The sequence below is a fragment of the Streptomyces sp. NPDC058371 genome (assembly GCF_042723265.1).
GTDB lineage: Bacteria > Actinomycetota > Actinomycetes > Streptomycetales > Streptomycetaceae > Streptomyces.
In genome coordinates this window covers 69,829-86,866 of record NZ_JBHXJC010000002.1, presented here as the reverse complement: position 1 = coordinate 86,866, position 17,038 = coordinate 69,829, and the positions used below count along the sequence as shown (strand labels likewise).

Here is a 17,038-nt window from a genome sequence, read left to right as displayed (position 1 = left end):
GTCTGGCGCTCCGGCCCACCGGATGTCACATTTGGTAGGGCCGTTGACAAACGTGGAGCGCGCTCCTTACGTTCCGATGGCAGTACGTCATTCTGCTATCTGTACGCGGGAGTTCGCATGGTTCAGGCTGATGCCCGCACGCCCGTCCTCGCCCCGGCCCCCTGGGTCGAGGAGCGCGGCGCCAAGGTCCGCATCACTGCCGTACGCACGTTCCTGACAGCCCCGCACGGCTGCCCTCACCTCGTCGTGCGCGTCGAGACCAACGAGCCCGGGCTCTACGGCCTCGGCTGCGCCAGCGATCCGCAGCGCACCCTCGCGGTCCGCTCGGTCCTGGACGACTACCTCGCCCCGATGCTCATTGGACGCGACCCCGACGACATCGAGGACATCCACCGCCTGCTCCTCAACAGCGCCTACTGGCGCGGCGGTTCGGTCACCGGCAACGCCCTCGGCGGAGTCGACGTCGCCCTGTGGGACCTCAAGGCCAAGCGTCTCGGGGCGCCCCTGTACTCGCTGTTCGGCGGCCGGGTGCGCACCGGCGCCGAGGCCTACACGCATGTCGACGGCGTCGACGAGCGTGAGATCGCCGAGAAGGTCGCCGCGGCCCGGGAGCGCGGATTCCGGCACGTCCGGATCCAGGCCGCCGTACCCGGCGCCGACACCTACGGCACCGGCGCGGCGGCCGTCGACCCCGAGGCCGCACGGGCCCGCCGTGTGCCCTGGGACTCGGCGGCGTATCTGCGCACCGTCCCGAGGATCCTCACCCGGGTGCGTGAACTCGTCGGCGACGAGGTCGAGTTGCTGCACGACGTGCACGAAAGGCTGGACCCGCGTCAGGCCCGCGACTTCCTGCGGCGCGTCGAGGACGCCGGCCTCTACTTCGTCGAGGACCTCCTCGCGCCCGAGGACGCGGGGCACTTCGCCCGCCTGCACGCGGTGTCCCCGGTGCCCCTCGCCGTCGGAGAACTCTTCAGCGACACGGCCCAGTTCACGGCGCTTCTCGGCGGACCCGACATCGACTTCGCGCGGCTGCGGATCCCGACGCTCGGCGGTCTCACCCCCGCCCGCAAGATCGCCGCCCTCTGCGAACTGCGCGGCGTACGCCTCGCGCCGCACGGACCGGCTGACGTCAGCCCCGTCGCACAGGCCGCGACGCTCGCCCTGGACGTCTCCAGCCACGCCTTCGGGGTCCAGGAGGCGGCCACGTTCAAGCCACCCGTCGCCGAGGTCTTCCCCGGCACGGTCGTCCCCCGCGGCGGCCTCCTCCTGCCGCCCGAAGTGCCGGGCCACGGCGTCGACTTCGACGAGGCGGCGGCCCGCCGGCATCCCGTGCCCGAACCTCTCCGACACGACCGCTGGGCCCTGCTGCGCAACACCGACGGGAGCGTACAACGACCGTGAACGACGCACTGCGACCGCACGACACACCGCGAAGGGCGCTCGTCGTCCGAGGCGGCTGGGAAGGCCACCAGCCGCTCGCCGTCACCGACCTTTTCCTGCCCTTCCTCAAGGACCAGGGCCACACCGTCGAGACCTCCGAGTCCCTCGACGTGTACGAGGACGCCGAACTCCTCGCGGCCACGGACCTGATCGTGCAGTGCTGGACCATGGGCGAGATCACCCGCGAGCAGAGCGACGGCCTCGCCGCCGCCGTGCGCGCGGGCACCGGACTCGCCGGCTGGCACGGCGGCATCGTCGACTCCTTCCGCGGCGACGTCGGCTACCAACTCCTCACCGGCGGCCAGTTCCTGATGCATCCGCCGGGTTTCCACGATCACGACGTGCACCTTGTGCCCGAGCGGGCCGAGCACCCGGTCGTCCGCGGGCTGAGCGACTTCCGCGTGCACACCGAGCAGTACTGGCTGGCCACCGACCCGCTCATCGACGTGCTCGCGACGACGACCTTCGCGCCCGACGACGTACGGGACCGGGCCGTGGTCATGCCCGCCGTGTGGACCAGGACGTGGGGCGCGGGCCGCGTGTTCGTGTCCGCCATCGGCCACAAGCCGGACGACTTCGACGTGCCCGAGGTGCGGGCGCTCACCGAGAGGGGACTGCTGTGGGCGAGCCGCTGAGGATCGGCATGGTCGGCGCGGGCAAGATCAGCGGGGCCTATCTGGACACGCTGGCCCGCCTCGACACCGTACGGCTCACCGCCGTCACCGACCTCGACCCCGACCGCGCGAAGGAGGCCGCCGTACGGGCCTCCGGTGAGGTGTCCGTCGCCGCGTCCGTGATCGACCTCGCGGCCCGGGAGGACGTGGACGCGGTCCTCAACCTCACCGTTCCGGCGGCCCATGCCGGCGTCGCCCTCGTCGCTCTGTCGATGGGCAAGCACGTCTACGGCGAGAAGCCGCTCGCCGCCACCCGCGAGGAGGCCGCCTCGATCCTGGCCGCTGCCCGCGCGGGCGGACTGCGGGTGGGCTGCGCCCCGGACACCGTGCTCGGGACCGGCACCCAGACCGCCCGCAAGGCGGTCGACGACGGGCTCATCGGCAGGCCGGTGGCGGCGACCGCGTTCATGACCACCGCGGGGCACGAACGCTGGCACCCCGACCCCGAGTTCTACTACCGCCCCGGCGGCGGCCCGCTCCTCGACATGGGCCCCTACTACCTGTCCGCTCTCGTCCATCTGCTGGGCCCGGTCGTCCGCGTCACCGGCGCCGCGTCCCGGCCCCGCGCCGAACGCGAGATCGGCAGCGGGCCCCGGGCGGGAGAACGCTTCCCCGTGGAGGTCGATACGCACGTCACCGGCATCCTGGAACATGCGGGCGGCGCCCTGTCGACCCTCGTCATGAGCTTCGACATCCACGCGGCACGGCTGCCCCGCATCGAGGTCCACGGCACCGAGGGCTCGCTCTCCGTCCCCGATCCGAACGGCTTCGAGGGCCCCGTCGCCGTGCACCGCGGGTCGGGCTGGGAAGCCGTGCCCGCGTCCGCCGGGTATCAGGGCGGCGGACGCGGTACCGGACTCGCCGACCTGGCCGACGCCCTGACCGAGGGACGCCCGCACCGCGCGTCCGCCGAACTCGCCCACCACGTACTGGACGTGATGCTCACCCTGCTGGACGCGGCCCACAGCGGCAGATGCCTCACGGTGGCCACGACCTGCGAACGCCCCGAGGCCGTGGGCAGGGCCTAGACACCCACCGACAGGCGGCAGGAAGGCGGCGGCTCTTCCTGCCGCCCTTTACCGCTCCCGACGTCAACCGAATTAATTGACAAAGGGCTCCCGTATTGGAATTCAATTCCCCTGACAAAACCGTGCAGTTGCGGCGCGATCTGCGACAAGGAGGAACACGTTCGAGGCGTTGACTTGATAACACACATGGTTTTACATGGCGGTAACTGGCTGGACAGGAAGGGCTGCCGATGCATGACCGGAGAAAGTCCGGCGAAGAACGCATAGCCGCATTCCTCGGCGAACGGCTCCGCCCCGCGCTCTATCCGCAGAGCGTCCCCATGGACGTCGGCGCCTGGCACATTCCCGGAGAGCCGGTGCCGGTGGACGTGGCCCTGCGTGCCGACTACGCGCCGTTCACGGTGGGGGAGCGCTGGGGGCAGCCCTGGTCGACGACCTGGTTCCGCGTCGCCGCCACCGTTCCGCAGCGGTGGGCGGGCCGCCGGGTCGAAGCCGTCATCGACCTCGGCCAGGATCCCGGACACGGCGGTTGTCAGGCGGAAGGCCTCGTCCATGACGAGCACGGCATTCCGCTGCACGGACTGCACCCGCACACCGACTCCCTTCCCGTCACCGCCGCCGCGCGCGGCGGCGAGACCGTCCGCCTGCTCGTCGAGGCCGCCGCCAATCCGCCCATCGACGCAGCCACCGGCACCGGCGTCCACTACGGCGACCCGGTCACCGCCGGGGACGCCCGGCTGTACCGGCTGAGGCGCGCCGACCTCGCCGTACGCGACGAGGACGTCTGGCACCTCCTGCACGACATGGAGGCCCTCGACGGCCTCATGCGTGCCCTGCCCGCCGAACTGCCGCGCCGGCACGAGATACGGACCGCCCTGGAGCAAGCCGTCGACGCGGTCGACCCGTACGCAGTGGCCCGCTCCGCCGCGGCCGCCCGCCGGGTCCTGGCGCCCGTCCTCGCCGAGGGTGCCCGCAGCTCGGCCCGCACGGTCGCCGCCGTCGGCCACGCGCATCTGCACCCCGGGAATCTGTGGCCCGTCCGGGAGACCGTCCGCAGCTGCGCCCGCACCTTCAGCACCCTGGCCACGCTCGCCGAGGAGTACCCCGAACTCGTCGTCGCCGCATCGTCCGCGCAGCACTACGCCTGGATGCGGGACCAGCAGCCGCATGTCTTCGAACGGCTGCGCAAGGCCGTCGCCGACGGCAACTGGGTGCCGGTCGGCGGTATGTGGGTGGAGCCGGACACCGAACTCGCGGGCGGTGAGGCGCTGGTGCGTCAGTTCGTCCTCGGCCGGCGCTTCTTCCGGGACGAACTCGGCGCCGACAGCGACGGCGCCTGGCTGCCCCAGGCCGCCGGCGTGTCCGCCGCCTTACCGCAGATCGCCGCCCTCGCGGGCGCCCACTGGCTGCTCACCGCGCGACCCGACGCCGGCCACGCCCCCGCGCCGGTCCAGCCGCTGGTCCGCTGGGAGGGCATCGACGGCACCCGGCTCCTCACCCACTTCGCGGCGGATGCCACCCTCGCCGGCCCCGCGCTCGCCGACACCGTCACGGACCTCACCGGCCGGATACCGGCGGACCGTGCCCTGCTGCCTCTCGGCGCCGGCACGGAGGGCCCCGGGCGCGACGCCCTGGAACGCGCGCGCAGGCTCGCCGACCTGGAAGGCTCCCCGCCCGTCACGATGCGCCACCCCGCCCAGTTCTTCCGCGAGGCCCGGGAGGCGGACCCCCAGGCACCGGTCTGGCGGGGCGATCTCGACCTCGCCCCGCACCGGGGCTCGTACACCGGGCAGGCCCGCACCAAGCGCGGCAACCGCCGCTGCGAGGCCCTGCTCCACGAGGCGGAACTGTGGTCGGCGACCGCCGCGGTGCGCCACGGCGTCCCCTACCCGTACGACGAACTCGACGCCCTGTGGCGGCGAGTCCTGCTCCAGCAGAGCCGCAGCATCCTGTCCGGCAGCTCCATCGCCTGGGTCCACGAGGACGCCGAGCACGAGCACCGCGACATCCGGCGCCGGCTCACCCGGCTGGTACGGCGGGCGGCAGGCGGCTCCGACGGCCGGGGCGTCCTCAACCCGGCCCCGCACCCGCGCCGGGAAGTCGTCACCCTCGAAGCGGACTCCGGACTCGTCTCCGAGCACGCCCAGCTCCTGCCCGACGGCCGCCTCGCGGTCCTCGCCGAGGCACCCGCACACGGAGTGGGCAGCACAGGCCTCCCTCTCGACACCACCGCACCCGTGACCGCGCACACCACCTCCGACGGTCAACACGTCTTGGACAACGGCCTGTTGAGGGTGCGTGTGGATCCCGAAGGTCTCGTGCGGTCGGCCGTCGACCTCACGACGGGACGTGACGCCGTCGCTCCTGGTGAGGCGGGCAACCTCCTCCAGCTCCATCGCGACGAACCGGACCGCTTCGGTCCCCGTCGCCTCGCCCACCGCGAGCTGCGCGACGCCGAGCAGGTCGAACTGCGGGCGCACGGGCCGCTGTTGGCGACCGTGCGCGTGCGCCGCGGGACCGGCCGCTCCACGGTCACCCAGGACCTGACCCTCACGGCCGGCAGCCGCGTGCTGACGGTCGACACGGAGGTCGACTGGCGGGAGCGCGACACCGTCCTCAAACAGGCCTGGCCGCTCGACGTCCATGCCGAAGTCGCCCACGCCGACGTGCAGTTCGGGCACGTGCCCCACCCGACACACGAGAACTCCGACGCGGACACGGCGCCCCGTGAGCGTTCCGCCCACCGGTGGATCCACGTCGGCGAACACCGGTGGGGCGTGGCGCTGGCCACCGACTCCACCTACGGCTACGACGTCGCCCGGCACACCCGCGACGACGGCGGCACCACGACCGTCGTACGCCATACGCTGCTGCGCGCATCGCACGGCCCCGACCCGCACGCCGATCGCGGCCTGCACCGCTTCCGGCACACGCTGCGCCCCGGTGCCTTGCTCGCCGACGCCCTCATCGAGGGGTACGCACTCAACCTCCCGCTGCGACCCGCCGCCGACACGGGCGGCAGTGCCCCGCTCGTGTCGGTGGACCACCCCGATGTCGTCGTCGAGACGGTGAAGCTGGCCGACGACCGCAGCGGCGACCTCGTCGTACGGCTCTACGAAGCCCGCGGGGGACACGTCCGCGCCGAGCTGGCCACGGACTTCCCCATCGAGGCCGTCCACGAGACCGACCTCCTGGAGGAGCACCCCACGTCGCACCCCGTCGACCGCGAGCACCGCCGCGTGCCGCTCGTCCTGCGGCCGTTCCAGATCCGTACCCTGCGGCTCGTGCGCGCCGGGCGACGCCGGGAGGACGGCGGTGCCTGAACCGCGCTCCGACCCAGGCCTGCCGGCGGAGACCCGGGCCGTGCTGCGCGGCTGGGCCGGCAGCGGCGGACCGCTCGCCACCCGCGCCCGCGTCGTCCTCCTCGCCGCCGAAGGACTCCGCGACGCGGACATCGCCCGCCGCCTCGGCGTCTCGCGGCAGACCGTGGGGAGCTGGCGCCACCGCTGGCACAGCGGCGGACTGCCCGGGCTCGAACAGCGCCCGCGCACCGGCCGCCCCGCCCTGGTCGACGAGGCGGAGGTCGTCACCCGGGCGCTGCTGGCCCCCGGCGGCAGCGGAGCCAGCCGGGCCATCGCCCGGGAACTGGGCCTGTCCCACGCCACGGTGGCCGCGATCCGCCGCCGCTGGCAGCTCCCACCCGACGCGGCACCCGCCCCGCACATCCCGACCCGGCCACCCCTGCCCGGCGCCGACGTGTGGGTGATGGGCCTGTACGTCGATCCCCTGAGCGCCGTCCTCCTCGCGGGCACCCGGCCGCAGACCCCGCGTACCGCTCCGGCCGCCACGGTGATCGGCGAGGACGTCCTGGAGGGAGTGGCCCGCGCGCTGGACCCCCTCAGTGCCGCGCCGGACCCGGCCGTCGCTGCTCGGGCCGCGGCTTCCGGGCCGGACACCCGCTGGGACGGCGCGCTTCCCGCCTACCTGGCGGCGGCGGCCGAACACCATCCGGACATCGAACTGCACGCGGTCGTCCTGTGGGAGAGGGGACGCCCTGCCGGGCGCGACACCGGACACCCGGACGCGGGCACCCCCGTCACCTTCCACGACCTCCCCGCCAGGACCACCTGGCGCGGCTTCCTGCGGGCGATGATCGCGCTCGACAGCACCAGCCACCCCGAGTCCTCCCGGCGCGTCTACCTCGACCTCGTCGCCGCTCTGGAACGGCGCGCCCACCGGCCGTCCCCCGGCGGCCCCGCCGAGCCCGTGCACTGGCTGCGCGAGAACGTCGCCGGACATCTTCGCGCACCCGCAAGGCGCCAACTCCCGTCCGTCCCCGCGTCGTTCAGCGGCGTCAACCAGATCGACCTCGGCTCCTTCAACGAGTGCGTCGTCATCGAGGCCGTACGGCTCTCCGGCAGCATCACACGCGGCGAGATAGCCCACCGCACCGGCCTCACCCAGCAGTCGGTGTCCCGGATCGCCCGCTCGCTCCTGGACCGCGGGATCCTCGTCGAGGACGCCCAGCGGCGTGCCACCTCCGGCAAACCGCGCACCCCCGTCCGGCTCTGCGGCACGGCCGCGCATGCCCTCGGTCTGCACATCGACCCCGAGCTGCTCACGGCCGTCGTCATCGACCTCGACGGTGCCATCGTCTGCACCTGCACCCGGCCGGTCAGCGCGGACACCGATCCCGGCGAGTTCGTCGCGCAGGTCGTGGCGCTCGGCCACGAGGCCCTGGAGAAGGCCCGCGGCGCCGTACGCGAGGACGGCCTGCTCGGTGTCGGAGTGGCCGTACCGGGACCGGTCGACATCGCCTCCGGCACCGTGCTCAACCCGCCGCTGATGCAGGCCTGGAAAGACCTGCCGCTGCTCTATCTGCTCAAGGACCACTTCCCGTGCCGGGTGCTCATCGAGAAGGACTCGCTCGCCGCCGCGGCGGGGGAGCGGTGGATCGGACGCGACCGCAGGGCACGGGACTTCGCGTATCTGTACCTGGGCACGGGGGTCGGCTCCGGGCTCTACCTCAACGGCGACCTCTACCGGGGCGTGAGTGCCAACGCGGGCGAGTTCGGGCAGCTGTGCGCGATCGCCCTCGGCCGGATGGCCGGCGACGGCCGGCCGGAGATCCTGCCGGAGTGCAACCCGCCCGTCTCCGTACCGGACTTCGCGGCCCGGCTCGGTCTGGGCAGCGCGGGCACCGACGGCGGCAGCACCGCCGCCTACCGCGCCGTGGGCCGGGCCGCGGCCGACGGTGATCCCGCGGCGGTCCGTGCCGTGCGCGAGGTGGCGGGAGCGGTCGGACGCGGGGCGCTGGGCCTGGTCGACCTGCTCGACATCGACCTGATCGTGCTGGGCGGCCCGTTCTTCACCGACGACGTCGCCGGCTTCTACCTGGAGGAGATCGGCCGAACCGTCAACGAGTTCCCCACGGCACGCCGGCTGCGCCGGGTCGAGGTGGAGCGGTCCGTGCTCAGCGCGGAGGCCGCCGCGGTGGGCGCCGCCTCCACGCTCTTCCACGCCACGTTCACGCCGCGACTGCGCGGCAGGGACCGGGTCTGACGGCTCAAGTCCCCGCGGATGGCGGACCCATGGCGTACGACGCCGGAGCGGACACCCTCGTGAAGTCCGCCCCGGCGCCCATGGAGACCCCGGCACCATCCCCCGGCCGGGGCCCCCGGCTCAGACGGTCGGCGGAGTGGGCCGGGTGGCCGTCAGGCCGATCTGTTTCTTGAGCATCCGTCCGCCGTCCCGCGTGAGCCGCAGGTAGTAGTCCGCGGAGCAGCGCGTGCCGTCCTCGTCCAGGGCCCAGATGCCCGAGCCCGCCGGCACGTCGGCACCCGTCTCCGCGGTCTTCGCGATCTGGTTGCCCTCGTTGAACTCGTCGAACATCGAGATGTAGATGCCCTGCGCGCCGACCCGGACCACGTTGTAGAACTGCCGCCACATGAAGTCACCGTGGGCGCGGTGGCGTTCCTGGAGGTCGCCCGGCAGCACACACGGCTGGTAGTCGATGCCGTGGGCGTTGCAGTCCGCCTGGTCGGGCGTGTTGACGTTCTGGAAGAACTGGTCGGACTGGGCCGCGCTGGAGATCCGGCCCACCATCCAGGGCGAGATCATGTTGAACGCGTGGTAGACGTCCGAGAACCCGGCACGCGAGTCCTCCGTGCCGGTACGCCAGTGCGTGGGCACGCCTCCGATGACGTAACAGCCCTGTGCCTTGAACCAGTTGACGACGTCCAGGCAGGGCGCCGGCTCGAAGGGGCGCCCCGAGTCGTTGAACCCGAATCCCCAGATGCACACGACCGGCTTGCCGTTCTGCCGGGCGTAGGCGCCGGAGGAGGTGTGCGCCTTCATCTTCGACGTCCAGTCCTCCTTGATCTGGGTCTGCATCGACGTCCAGCCGGTGACGTCGTACATGATGTAGAACTTGCGGCCGTTGGCCTCCGCGGACTGCCGCACCTTCTGGGCCATCGAGTCCCGCGTGGGACCCTCCGGGCTGTAGGGGTTGAAGCGCTGGAGCGCGGCGGTGTCGATGGCGTTCTCGCGCATCCAGCGGAAGTGGGTGTCGACGGTCTGCTGGTCCCACGAGGAGAACAGCCGGGCGGCCGCACCGCTGTTGAGGTTGGGGTAGGCCGTGGCGAATCCGCGGCTGTACTCCCTCATGTCCGGCCACGACTTGATGGTCGTGTTGGAGAGCGACGGAGGCCGGCTCATGTCCTGGCTCCAGTGCCACCAGCCGTTGATCGGGGCTCCGTCGCCCTGACAGGCGAACCAGCCCTGATAGCCGACGGATACCTTGCCGACGACATCGCCGGGCGGGCTCGCGGCGGGGCCCTGTGCGTCGAGGGGGGCGGGTAAGGCGTTCGCGTGCTGGGCGGTGCTCAGTCCCGCTGTCGCGGCGAGCGCCGTTCCGAGCAGGGTGCGTCGTGTGATGCTCACGGGAGATTTCCTCCATGTGGGGGCTGCCGGGAAAGAACCGGCATCGCGGGCGCCCGTGAAGAGAGCGCCGCAATGTCACGCCTGGAAGGGGTGGGGTCCAGGGCGGCGGCAGACCTGCCTGCCCCTCAGGCGTGCTGCGAAAATAGAGGAGATTAACGCCATGTTACAAGCGTTTGGAATGAAGGAATTTTGAAAAATTCGGAGCGCCGGGCACACGGATTGTCAGGCTCTTTATTTTCCAATTTCCGATTCCGGCGCATTGTGAATTGACGACCCGTCGGCGCCGCCGTCAGTGAACGTGATCGGAGATCACCCGGGTGATTTCACGTGCGAAGCGCAGAATGCCCGGTGAACGGACCGGGCACGGCTTGGGCTTGGACGTGGTCGGGGCCAGGCAGAAGTGCAGATAGTCGTCGTCGCGGTGCAGGGTGGTGCGCCCGCGCCCCGGCCGGGTGCAGTACGCCGAGTGCTTCCGTTCGTACGAGGTGCACGGCAACTCCTCGGCCCAGGTGTAACGGCCCGAGGCCGGGCTCACCGTCTTCCCGGCGTCGGCGACGAGGTCGCCCGAGGCGGCAGCCCGCTTCTCGTAGACCGCGTTCACCTTCCGGACCCGGTCCGGGGTCATCGGGTCGGGCCCTTGCAGCACCCACACGATTTTCGGCCGCCGGGCCCCGCCCGCCGTCGCGATCTGGTCGGCCAGCCGGTCCGCGTCCGACGCGTACCGCGATAGGTATGTGGCACGCGCCTTGTCGTACGTGATGCCGTCCATGCAGGGCGTGTAGCCCCAGGAGTTGCCCCAGAACTGAAGCACCACGTAGTCCGGCCGCAGTGAACGCACCAGCGCGGCCGCCTTGTCGGCGGGCGGCACCAGCGACTTCTTCGTGGTGCCCTCCAGGTAGTCGCACAGAGTGGTGCCCGAATAGGGCGCACTCGTATAGCGTGCGCGCACCTCGTCCCGCAGGGTCTGCCCCAGCACGTTCTGGTTCTCCATCGCGAGCGAGTCCCCGAGATAGAGCACGGCGGGGCGCTCCGCCGGGGTGCCCGGGGAGGCGGCCGGCCGCTGATGGGTCGTCGAGGACAGTGAGCGCGACGCCCCGGGGGCCGCGGGCGCGGGCGGGGACGCCTCCGGGCCCGACGCCGGATCCCCGCAGCCGCCGAGCAGCAGCCCGGCCAGCAACGCCCCCACGATCCACGGCTTTCGCATACAGCAACTCCCGCCCCGCCGACCGAAAGGGCCCCCAGGCAAGCACAGCGGGGGAGAAGGCGGAAGACGTACGTCGGCCACGGTGCCGCGTCGGCCGGCGAGGGTCCCGAGCGCCTCTCGGTCGTCGCGTTCTTGACGGCCCGTTGGTCCTTCGATCCAATTCCCCTGTCGCTGTTCCCCTGCCCTTCGGGTGCCGGTGGACCATGTCGCAGTCAAGAGGTGAACGTCGTGTTCCGAGGCGCCAAGGTGTTCTCAGTCCCCCTCACGCTGATTCTGGCGACCGCCCTGCCCGCCGCCGCCCGGGAGGACACCTCTCCCCCCGCGCACGGCTGGGTGGGCTCCTGGCAGGCCCCGGCGGTGGTGGGCGAGGCGACGGGCGACGTCGTCTCGGGCGACTCGCTCCGCCAGGTCGTGCACATCAGCGTCGGCGGCTCACGGGTACGCATCCGGCTGTCCAACGAGTTCGGTACGACCCCGCTGGTCCTCGGCCGGGTGACCGTGGCCGTCCGCGCGTCCGGGGTCGACGCCGTGCCCGGCACGGTGCGTCAAGTCGCCTTCAGGGAGCGGTCCGTCGCACCGGGCGAGGACGTGGAGAGCGAGCCCGTACGCCTGGCGTTGGCGCCGGACAGCGATCTGCTGGTGAGCGCCCATCTCCCGCGGGTACCGGGGCTGCAGACCGTGCATCCGCTGGCGCAGCAGCTCGCGTACGTCGCCAGAGCGGGCGACCGCGCCGCCGACGTGTCGGGCGCCGCCTACACCGGTACCAGCCAACTGCGCTTCTACGTCACGGGCGTCGACGTCCTCGACCCGCCGGCGCGCGGGGCGGTGGTCACGTTCGGCGACTCGATCACCGACGGCTACGGATCCACGCAGGGCACCAACCACCGCTGGCCGGACTACCTTTCGGACCGGCTGCAGAAACTGCCGCCGACCCGGCAGCTGGGTGTCCTCAACGCCGGGATCAGCGGCAACCGCCTGCTGCTGGACGGTGGCGGCTTCGGGGTGCGGGCCCTGGCCCGGCTGGACGAGGACATCTTTTCCAGGACGGACGTGCGCACCCTCGTCCTCATGGAGGGCATCAACGACATCCAGCAGGACCCGCACCAGACGGATCCGGCGGCGATCACGGCCGGGTACCGGGAGATCGTCCGGCAGGCGCACGCCCACGGCATCAAGGTCGTCGGCGCGACCCTGACCCCCTTCAAGGGCTGGCGCGTCTACGACGGCACCCTCGAAGCCACCCGCCTCGCGGTCAACGACTACATCCGGACCAGTGGGCTCTTCGACGCGGTCATCGACTTCGACCGGGCCGTCCGCGATCCCGCCGACCCGCTGCGCATCCGCCCGGCCTACGACATGGGAGACCACCTGCACCCGAACGACGCCGGGTACGCGGCGATGGCCGCCGTCGTCGACCTCAACGCCCTGTGAGGACCGGCCGTTCGGCGCCGCGCAAGGCCCGCCGGAGGCGACTGGCCGGATAGTGCTCTGGCCCCTCACCGGCCCCGCCCCCGAGGATGCACTGCGGACCGAGACCGGAAGCCTTGGGGGGCCACTCGATGACGAGATGGATGACGCGTGCGCGTACGGCGGCGAGAGCGGCGGCGCTGGGGTGCGGGGCACTGCTGCCGGCACTGACCGGGGCGGGCCCGGTGCAGGCGGTGGCCGGACCGACGCTGGACGTCGACCGGACGGCGGGACTGCGGGACGGCGACATCGTGACCTTCCGCATCAGCGGCGGGCCGCCGAAGGCCTACGTCTGGGTCAAGCAGTGCGGCCCCTCTGCGGCGGAGGACACCTGCGACGACGCCACCCGACGGCAGTTCCGGGTGCTGCCCGACGGCACCTACGACCTGTCGCCGAAGAAGCTGTACGCGCTCCTGCAACCCGACTCGGGCCCGGTGGACTGCCGTGCGGCGGACCGGGACGATCCGTGCTCGCTGGCGCTCACCGACAACTCGGGCGCGCTGCTCACCACGGTGCCGCTGGGCTTCGCCCGGCACGGCCGGCTGGAGGCGCCGCCCACCTTGCAGGCCACCCCGAACCGTGAGCTGACCGACGGCCAGTCGGTCCATGTGAGCGGCCGCGGCTACGAGCCGCAGTACCACGTCTCCGTCCTCGAGTGCGTCACGGGATCGACGGACACCCTCGGGTGCCGGCCCGGCAGCAGGCCGCCCGCGACGACCGACGAGGGCCGCATGGACCGGGACATCACCCTGTCGGCGGCGTTCACCTCGATCGGCGGGGCCACGGTCGACTGCCGCCCCCGCGGCAGCTGCGAACTGGTCGCCTTCGCCTCCCGGGTCCGCGGCCCCGAGACCGTACGGACGCCGCTCGGGTTCGACCCCGCACAGCCGCTGCCCGGGACCGGCGGCTCAGCGGCCCGGGGTGTCGCCCGCCAGTAGGTCCAGTGGCGCGTGGGCTCGGCACCGCGGTCACCGGCGTGCGAACCCCGTGGCGGTCAGGGGCCCGGCGTCAGTGGCGCGGCGGCAGGTCGTTGACCAGTACGGCGGCCCCGTCGAAGCGCCCGGCCTTGAGGTCCTGCAGGGCCTCCTGCGCCCGCGACAGCGGATAGGCGTGCGTCGTGGCGCGGACGCCGTGGCGCGCGGCCAGCGTCAGGAACGCGCGACCGTCCTCGCGCGTGTTCGAGGTGACGCTGCGCAGCTCCTTCTCGTAGAACAGCTCCCGCTCGTAGTGCAGCGGCGGCACGTCACTCAGATGGATCCCCGCGACCGCCAGGACCCCGCCGCGGTCGAGCGCGCGCAGCGCGACCGGGACGAGCTCGCCGACGGGCGCGAACAGGATCGCGCTGTCCAGTGGCTCCGGCGGCGGCTCCGCGGCGCCGCCGGCCGACGCGGCCCCCAGTTCGAGGGCCAGCCGCCGCGCGGCGGCGTCACGGGTCAGTACATGCACGGTGGCGCCCTGCGCGAGCGCCACCTGCGCACACAGATGGGCGCTGCCGCCGAACCCGTACAGGCCAAGTCGCCCGCCCGGCGGCAGCGACGCCCGCAGCAGCGCGCGGTAGCCGATGATGCCGGCGCACAGCAGCGGCGCCAGCGCGACGTCGTCGAGATCCTCGGGCAGGCGGTACGCGTACACGGCCGGCACGGTCGTGTACTCCGCGTAGCCGCCGTCGGCGTCCCAGCCGGTGTACTCGGAGCCGGGGCAGAGGTTCTCCGCCCCGCGGGCGCAGTACGCACACGTGCCGTCGGTACGCCGCAGCCAGGCGACGCCGACCCGGTCGCCCACGGCGTAACCGCTCACCGCCCGGCCCGTCGCCGCCACCACGCCCACCACCTCGTGCCCCGGCGTCACACCGGGCCGGCGCACGGGCAGGTCGCCCTCGCTGACGTGCAGATCGGTACGGCACACCCCACAGGCGCGGACGTGTACGAGGAGTTCGTCCTCCCGCGGTACCGGGAGCGGTTTCTCGACGAAGCGCAGCGGCTCCCGCTCGATGGGCCCAGGCCGGGCCACCTCCCACGCGTGCATCATCCCGTGCCCCGTCCCGTCGCCGGCCGTCCGTGCGGTTTCTCCGCTTCTGCCCAGTCTCGGGCAGGTCCGCGCGCTCGGCGCGCGGCCCCGCCGCGGGCTGACTAGCGTGAGGAGCGAAAGCATCCATCGAACCGGAGAAGGTCGAAGTCATGGCGGTACAACCAGAGGGAACGCCGTGTTGGGCCGACGCGATGTTCAGCGATGTCGAAGGCGCCAAGAGTTTCTACGGTGACGTACTCGGCTGGACATTCAGCGAGGCGTCGTCCGAGTACGGCAACTACACGCAGGCGTACGTGGACGGCAAGGCGGTGGCCGCCGTTGTACCGCCCATGCCGGGGCAGGAGGGCCATTCCGCCTGGTGCCTCTACTTCGCCTCGCCCGATGCCGGGGCCACGGCGCAGAAGATCCGGGACAACGGCGGCGAAGTGGTGATGGAGCCGATGCAGGTCGGTGAATTCGGCACCATGGCGCTGGCCCGCGATCCCGGCGGCGTCGTGTTCGGCGTGTGGCAGGCCGGCATCCACGAGGGCTTCGAGGCGAAGGCCGTACCGGGTGCGTACTGCTGGGCCGAGGTGTTCACGCGCGCTCCTGAGAAGTCGGACGCGTTCTTCCCCGCCGTCTTCCCCTACCGCGCCCAGCAAATGGAGGACGACCAGGTCGACTTCCGGCTCTTCAGCCTCGGTGACGACGCGGTCCTGGGCCGGATGACGATGACGGACGACTTCCCGCCCGAGGTGCCGCCGTACATCAACGTCTACTTCACCGTCGAGAACTGCGACGCGGCGGTGGCGCGGGCGACCGAACGCGGCGGGATCCTCCGCTTCGGCCCGATGGACACCCCGTTCGGCCGCTTCGCCGCGCTGAGCGACCCCCAGGGCGCGTCCTTCTCCGTCATCGACATCACGACGACCGAGGGCGCGATGCCCAAGCTCACCGACGTGTCCTGAACACCCGCTCCACGCTTCCCGCGGCAGCTGCTCCCGGACCTTCGGAAGCAGCTGCTTCGGGGTGTTCGGAAGCAGATTGGCCAAGTCCCTCGCCGGCGTGCTTCACAAGATTCGGAACTTCCGTAAGTCCGTTATGGATTCCGGTAATTGAGATGGGTCCGGGGGAGAGCGGAGCGAGTTCCCCGAAAGGGCAACCATGGGGGGCCCGTACTCGTCCCTTCATGTGGCCGCGCCGGCTTCCAGCGGCCGACCCCCCACAGGGATTGCGAGTGGAAGAGACACATGCTCCGCATTCACTTCACCCCGTACGATCTGCAGAACGTTCGTGTGGCCCGACAGCCTGATCCCTTGTGGGAACTCATATGCGGCGTCTGCCGGTTGGAGACCGCACAAGGACCGCTCGAATTCGGCCCCTGGCGCCGGTCGGCACGGGCCAGGCTGTTGGCCGACCCGGTCGCGGGCCGTGCCCTGCGCCCGTTGCGGGAACTGATCCCCGCCTCCGGTTACATCCCGGACTTCCTCACCCCGCCGGTCACCGGCGACGGCCTGTCCGCGAGCCTGGACCGGGTGCGCGGCACGCCCCGCACCCGCCTGGACCGTGACCTGAGCCGGCTGGCCGAGTCACGACGCGTCCCCAACTGGGCAGGAACGCTGGGCCGACCCGGCGGCGACGGACTCAAGGCGCTGGCCGAGGCGCTGGGCCGTTCCTTCCGCGCCCTCATGGAGCCGCACTGGCCGCACATCCGGGGCGCGGTCGCGAACGACGTCGGCCTGCGCACCCGCGCTCTCCTCGACGGCGGCACCCAGGCGCTGCTCGACGGCCTGCGCCCGCTGGCCCGCTGGCGGGCCCCGGTGCTGGAAGTGGACTACCCGGTCCGCCGGGACCTGCATCTGGAAGGGCGGGGCCTGCTCCTCGTCCCGTCCTACTTCTGCTGGCGCAGACCCACCGCGCTCGCGGACCCCGGACTCGACCCCGTGCTCGTCTACCCGGTGGCCAAGCCCCCGTTCGACATCGCCGTCCGCTCCGCGGTGGACGGTCTGGAACGGCTCCTCGGCCGTACCCGGGCCACCGTGCTGACCGCGGTGGCCGGACCGAGTGCCCGGACCAGCTCCGAGGTCGCGCAGGTGGTGGGTATCTCGCTGCCCAGCGTCAGTTACCAGATCGGCGTACTGCGGGACGGGGGGCTGGTCGCCAGTCACCGCGACGGCAAATACGTCCTGCACACGGCCACCTCGCTGGGCCAGCGGCTGATCATCAGCGGTGGAGGCGGCACTCGCCCCGGGCCGGAGGCACCCGGCGGCCCGTGA

General features: G+C 72.2%; 12 protein-coding genes. 9 read left to right on the top strand and 3 right to left on the bottom strand.

The genetic code is table 11. The features are described from left to right. Positions 1 to 117 precede the first annotated feature (117 nt). The 5 genes from ACFWM2_RS07965 to ACFWM2_RS07945 all read left to right on the top strand — a co-directional run bounded on the left by ACFWM2_RS07965 (position 118) and on the right by ACFWM2_RS07945 (position 8,704). Positions 118 to 1,401, top strand: a complete 1,284-nt coding sequence (locus ACFWM2_RS07965; protein ID WP_383274459.1) for an enolase C-terminal domain-like protein — start codon at positions 118 to 120, stop codon at positions 1,399 to 1,401. Next, positions 1,398 to 2,075, top strand: a complete 678-nt coding sequence (locus ACFWM2_RS07960) for a ThuA domain-containing protein (RefSeq protein WP_383274456.1) — start codon at positions 1,398 to 1,400, stop codon at positions 2,073 to 2,075. The genes ACFWM2_RS07965 and ACFWM2_RS07960 overlap by 4 nt, the downstream gene beginning before the upstream one ends. Beyond that, positions 2,060 to 3,142, top strand: coding sequence for a Gfo/Idh/MocA family protein (locus ACFWM2_RS07955; RefSeq protein ID WP_383274453.1), 1,083 nt, complete (start codon positions 2,060 to 2,062; stop codon positions 3,140 to 3,142). Before ACFWM2_RS07960 ends, ACFWM2_RS07955 begins: the two co-directional genes overlap by 16 nt. A 230-nt stretch (positions 3,143 to 3,372) precedes the next feature. Continuing rightward, positions 3,373 to 6,465, top strand: a complete 3,093-nt coding sequence (locus ACFWM2_RS07950) for an alpha-mannosidase (RefSeq protein ID WP_383274450.1) — start codon at positions 3,373 to 3,375, stop codon at positions 6,463 to 6,465. After that, the gene (locus ACFWM2_RS07945) at positions 6,458 to 8,704 is read left to right on the top strand and encodes an ROK family protein (protein ID WP_383274447.1); all 2,247 of its coding nucleotides are present in this window, start codon (positions 6,458 to 6,460) and stop codon (positions 8,702 to 8,704) included. Before ACFWM2_RS07950 ends, ACFWM2_RS07945 begins: the two co-directional genes overlap by 8 nt. Before the next feature lie 120 nt (positions 8,705 to 8,824). Here the strand turns inward: ACFWM2_RS07945 and ACFWM2_RS07940 are convergent, their stop codons facing one another. Both ACFWM2_RS07940 and ACFWM2_RS07935 read right to left on the bottom strand, forming a co-directional pair. Further along, positions 8,825 to 10,084 carry a glycoside hydrolase family 71/99-like protein gene (locus tag ACFWM2_RS07940; RefSeq protein ID WP_383274444.1) on the bottom strand — a complete coding sequence of 420 codons (1,260 nt, stop codon included), beginning with the start codon at positions 10,082 to 10,084 and terminating at the stop codon, positions 8,825 to 8,827. A 289-nt stretch (positions 10,085 to 10,373) separates the two neighbouring features. After that, entirely contained in the window at positions 10,374 to 11,288 is a 915-nt protein-coding gene (locus ACFWM2_RS07935) for an SGNH/GDSL hydrolase family protein (protein WP_383274441.1), read from the bottom strand. A 228-nt stretch (positions 11,289 to 11,516) separates the two neighbouring features. On the opposite strand from ACFWM2_RS07935, the gene ACFWM2_RS07930 reads away from it, so the two are divergent. Both ACFWM2_RS07930 and ACFWM2_RS07925 read left to right on the top strand, forming a co-directional pair. Next, positions 11,517 to 12,719 carry an SGNH/GDSL hydrolase family protein gene (locus ACFWM2_RS07930; RefSeq protein WP_383274438.1) on the top strand — a complete coding sequence of 401 codons (1,203 nt, stop codon included), beginning with the start codon at positions 11,517 to 11,519 and terminating at the stop codon, positions 12,717 to 12,719. Between the two features lie 128 nt (positions 12,720 to 12,847). Then, positions 12,848 to 13,693 carry a neocarzinostatin apoprotein domain-containing protein gene (locus ACFWM2_RS07925; protein WP_383274435.1) on the top strand — a complete coding sequence of 282 codons (846 nt, stop codon included), beginning with the start codon at positions 12,848 to 12,850 and terminating at the stop codon, positions 13,691 to 13,693. Positions 13,694 to 13,763: 70 nt separating this feature from the next. Here ACFWM2_RS07925 and ACFWM2_RS07920 read toward each other — a convergent pair whose 3' ends face one another. Beyond that, positions 13,764 to 14,780: a zinc-binding alcohol dehydrogenase family protein gene (locus ACFWM2_RS07920; protein ID WP_383276438.1), complete on the bottom strand. Its 1,017-nt coding sequence runs from the start codon at positions 14,778 to 14,780 to the stop codon at positions 13,764 to 13,766. 152 nt (positions 14,781 to 14,932) lie between these two features. Between ACFWM2_RS07920 and ACFWM2_RS07915 the strand changes: the two genes are divergently transcribed. Together ACFWM2_RS07915 and ACFWM2_RS07910 are read left to right on the top strand one after the other, a co-directional pair. Next, the gene (locus tag ACFWM2_RS07915; protein ID WP_383274432.1) at positions 14,933 to 15,730 is read left to right on the top strand and encodes a VOC family protein; all 798 of its coding nucleotides are present in this window, start codon (positions 14,933 to 14,935) and stop codon (positions 15,728 to 15,730) included. Positions 15,731 to 16,078: 348 nt separating this feature from the next. Then, a complete protein-coding gene (locus ACFWM2_RS07910; RefSeq protein ID WP_383274429.1) occupies positions 16,079 to 17,038 on the top strand; it encodes a helix-turn-helix domain-containing protein in 960 nt (319 codons plus the stop codon).

Bases quoted from the DNA above. Each gene is read 5' to 3' on its own strand.
- ACFWM2_RS07935 (WP_383274441.1), bottom strand. From the start codon at position 11,288: ATGCGAAAGCCGTGGATCGTGGGGGCGTTGCTGGCCGGGCTGCTGCTC.
- ACFWM2_RS07925 (WP_383274435.1), top strand. From the start codon at position 12,848: ATGACGAGATGGATGACGCGTGCGCGTACGGCGGCGAGAGCGGCGGCG.
- ACFWM2_RS07915 (WP_383274432.1), top strand. From the start codon at position 14,933: ATGGCGGTACAACCAGAGGGAACGCCGTGTTGGGCCGACGCGATGTTC.
- ACFWM2_RS07950 (WP_383274450.1), top strand. From the start codon at position 3,373: ATGCATGACCGGAGAAAGTCCGGCGAAGAACGCATAGCCGCATTCCTC.
- ACFWM2_RS07965 (WP_383274459.1), top strand. From the start codon at position 118: ATGGTTCAGGCTGATGCCCGCACGCCCGTCCTCGCCCCGGCCCCCTGG.
- ACFWM2_RS07920 (WP_383276438.1), bottom strand. From the start codon at position 14,780: ATGCACGCGTGGGAGGTGGCCCGGCCTGGGCCCATCGAGCGGGAGCCG.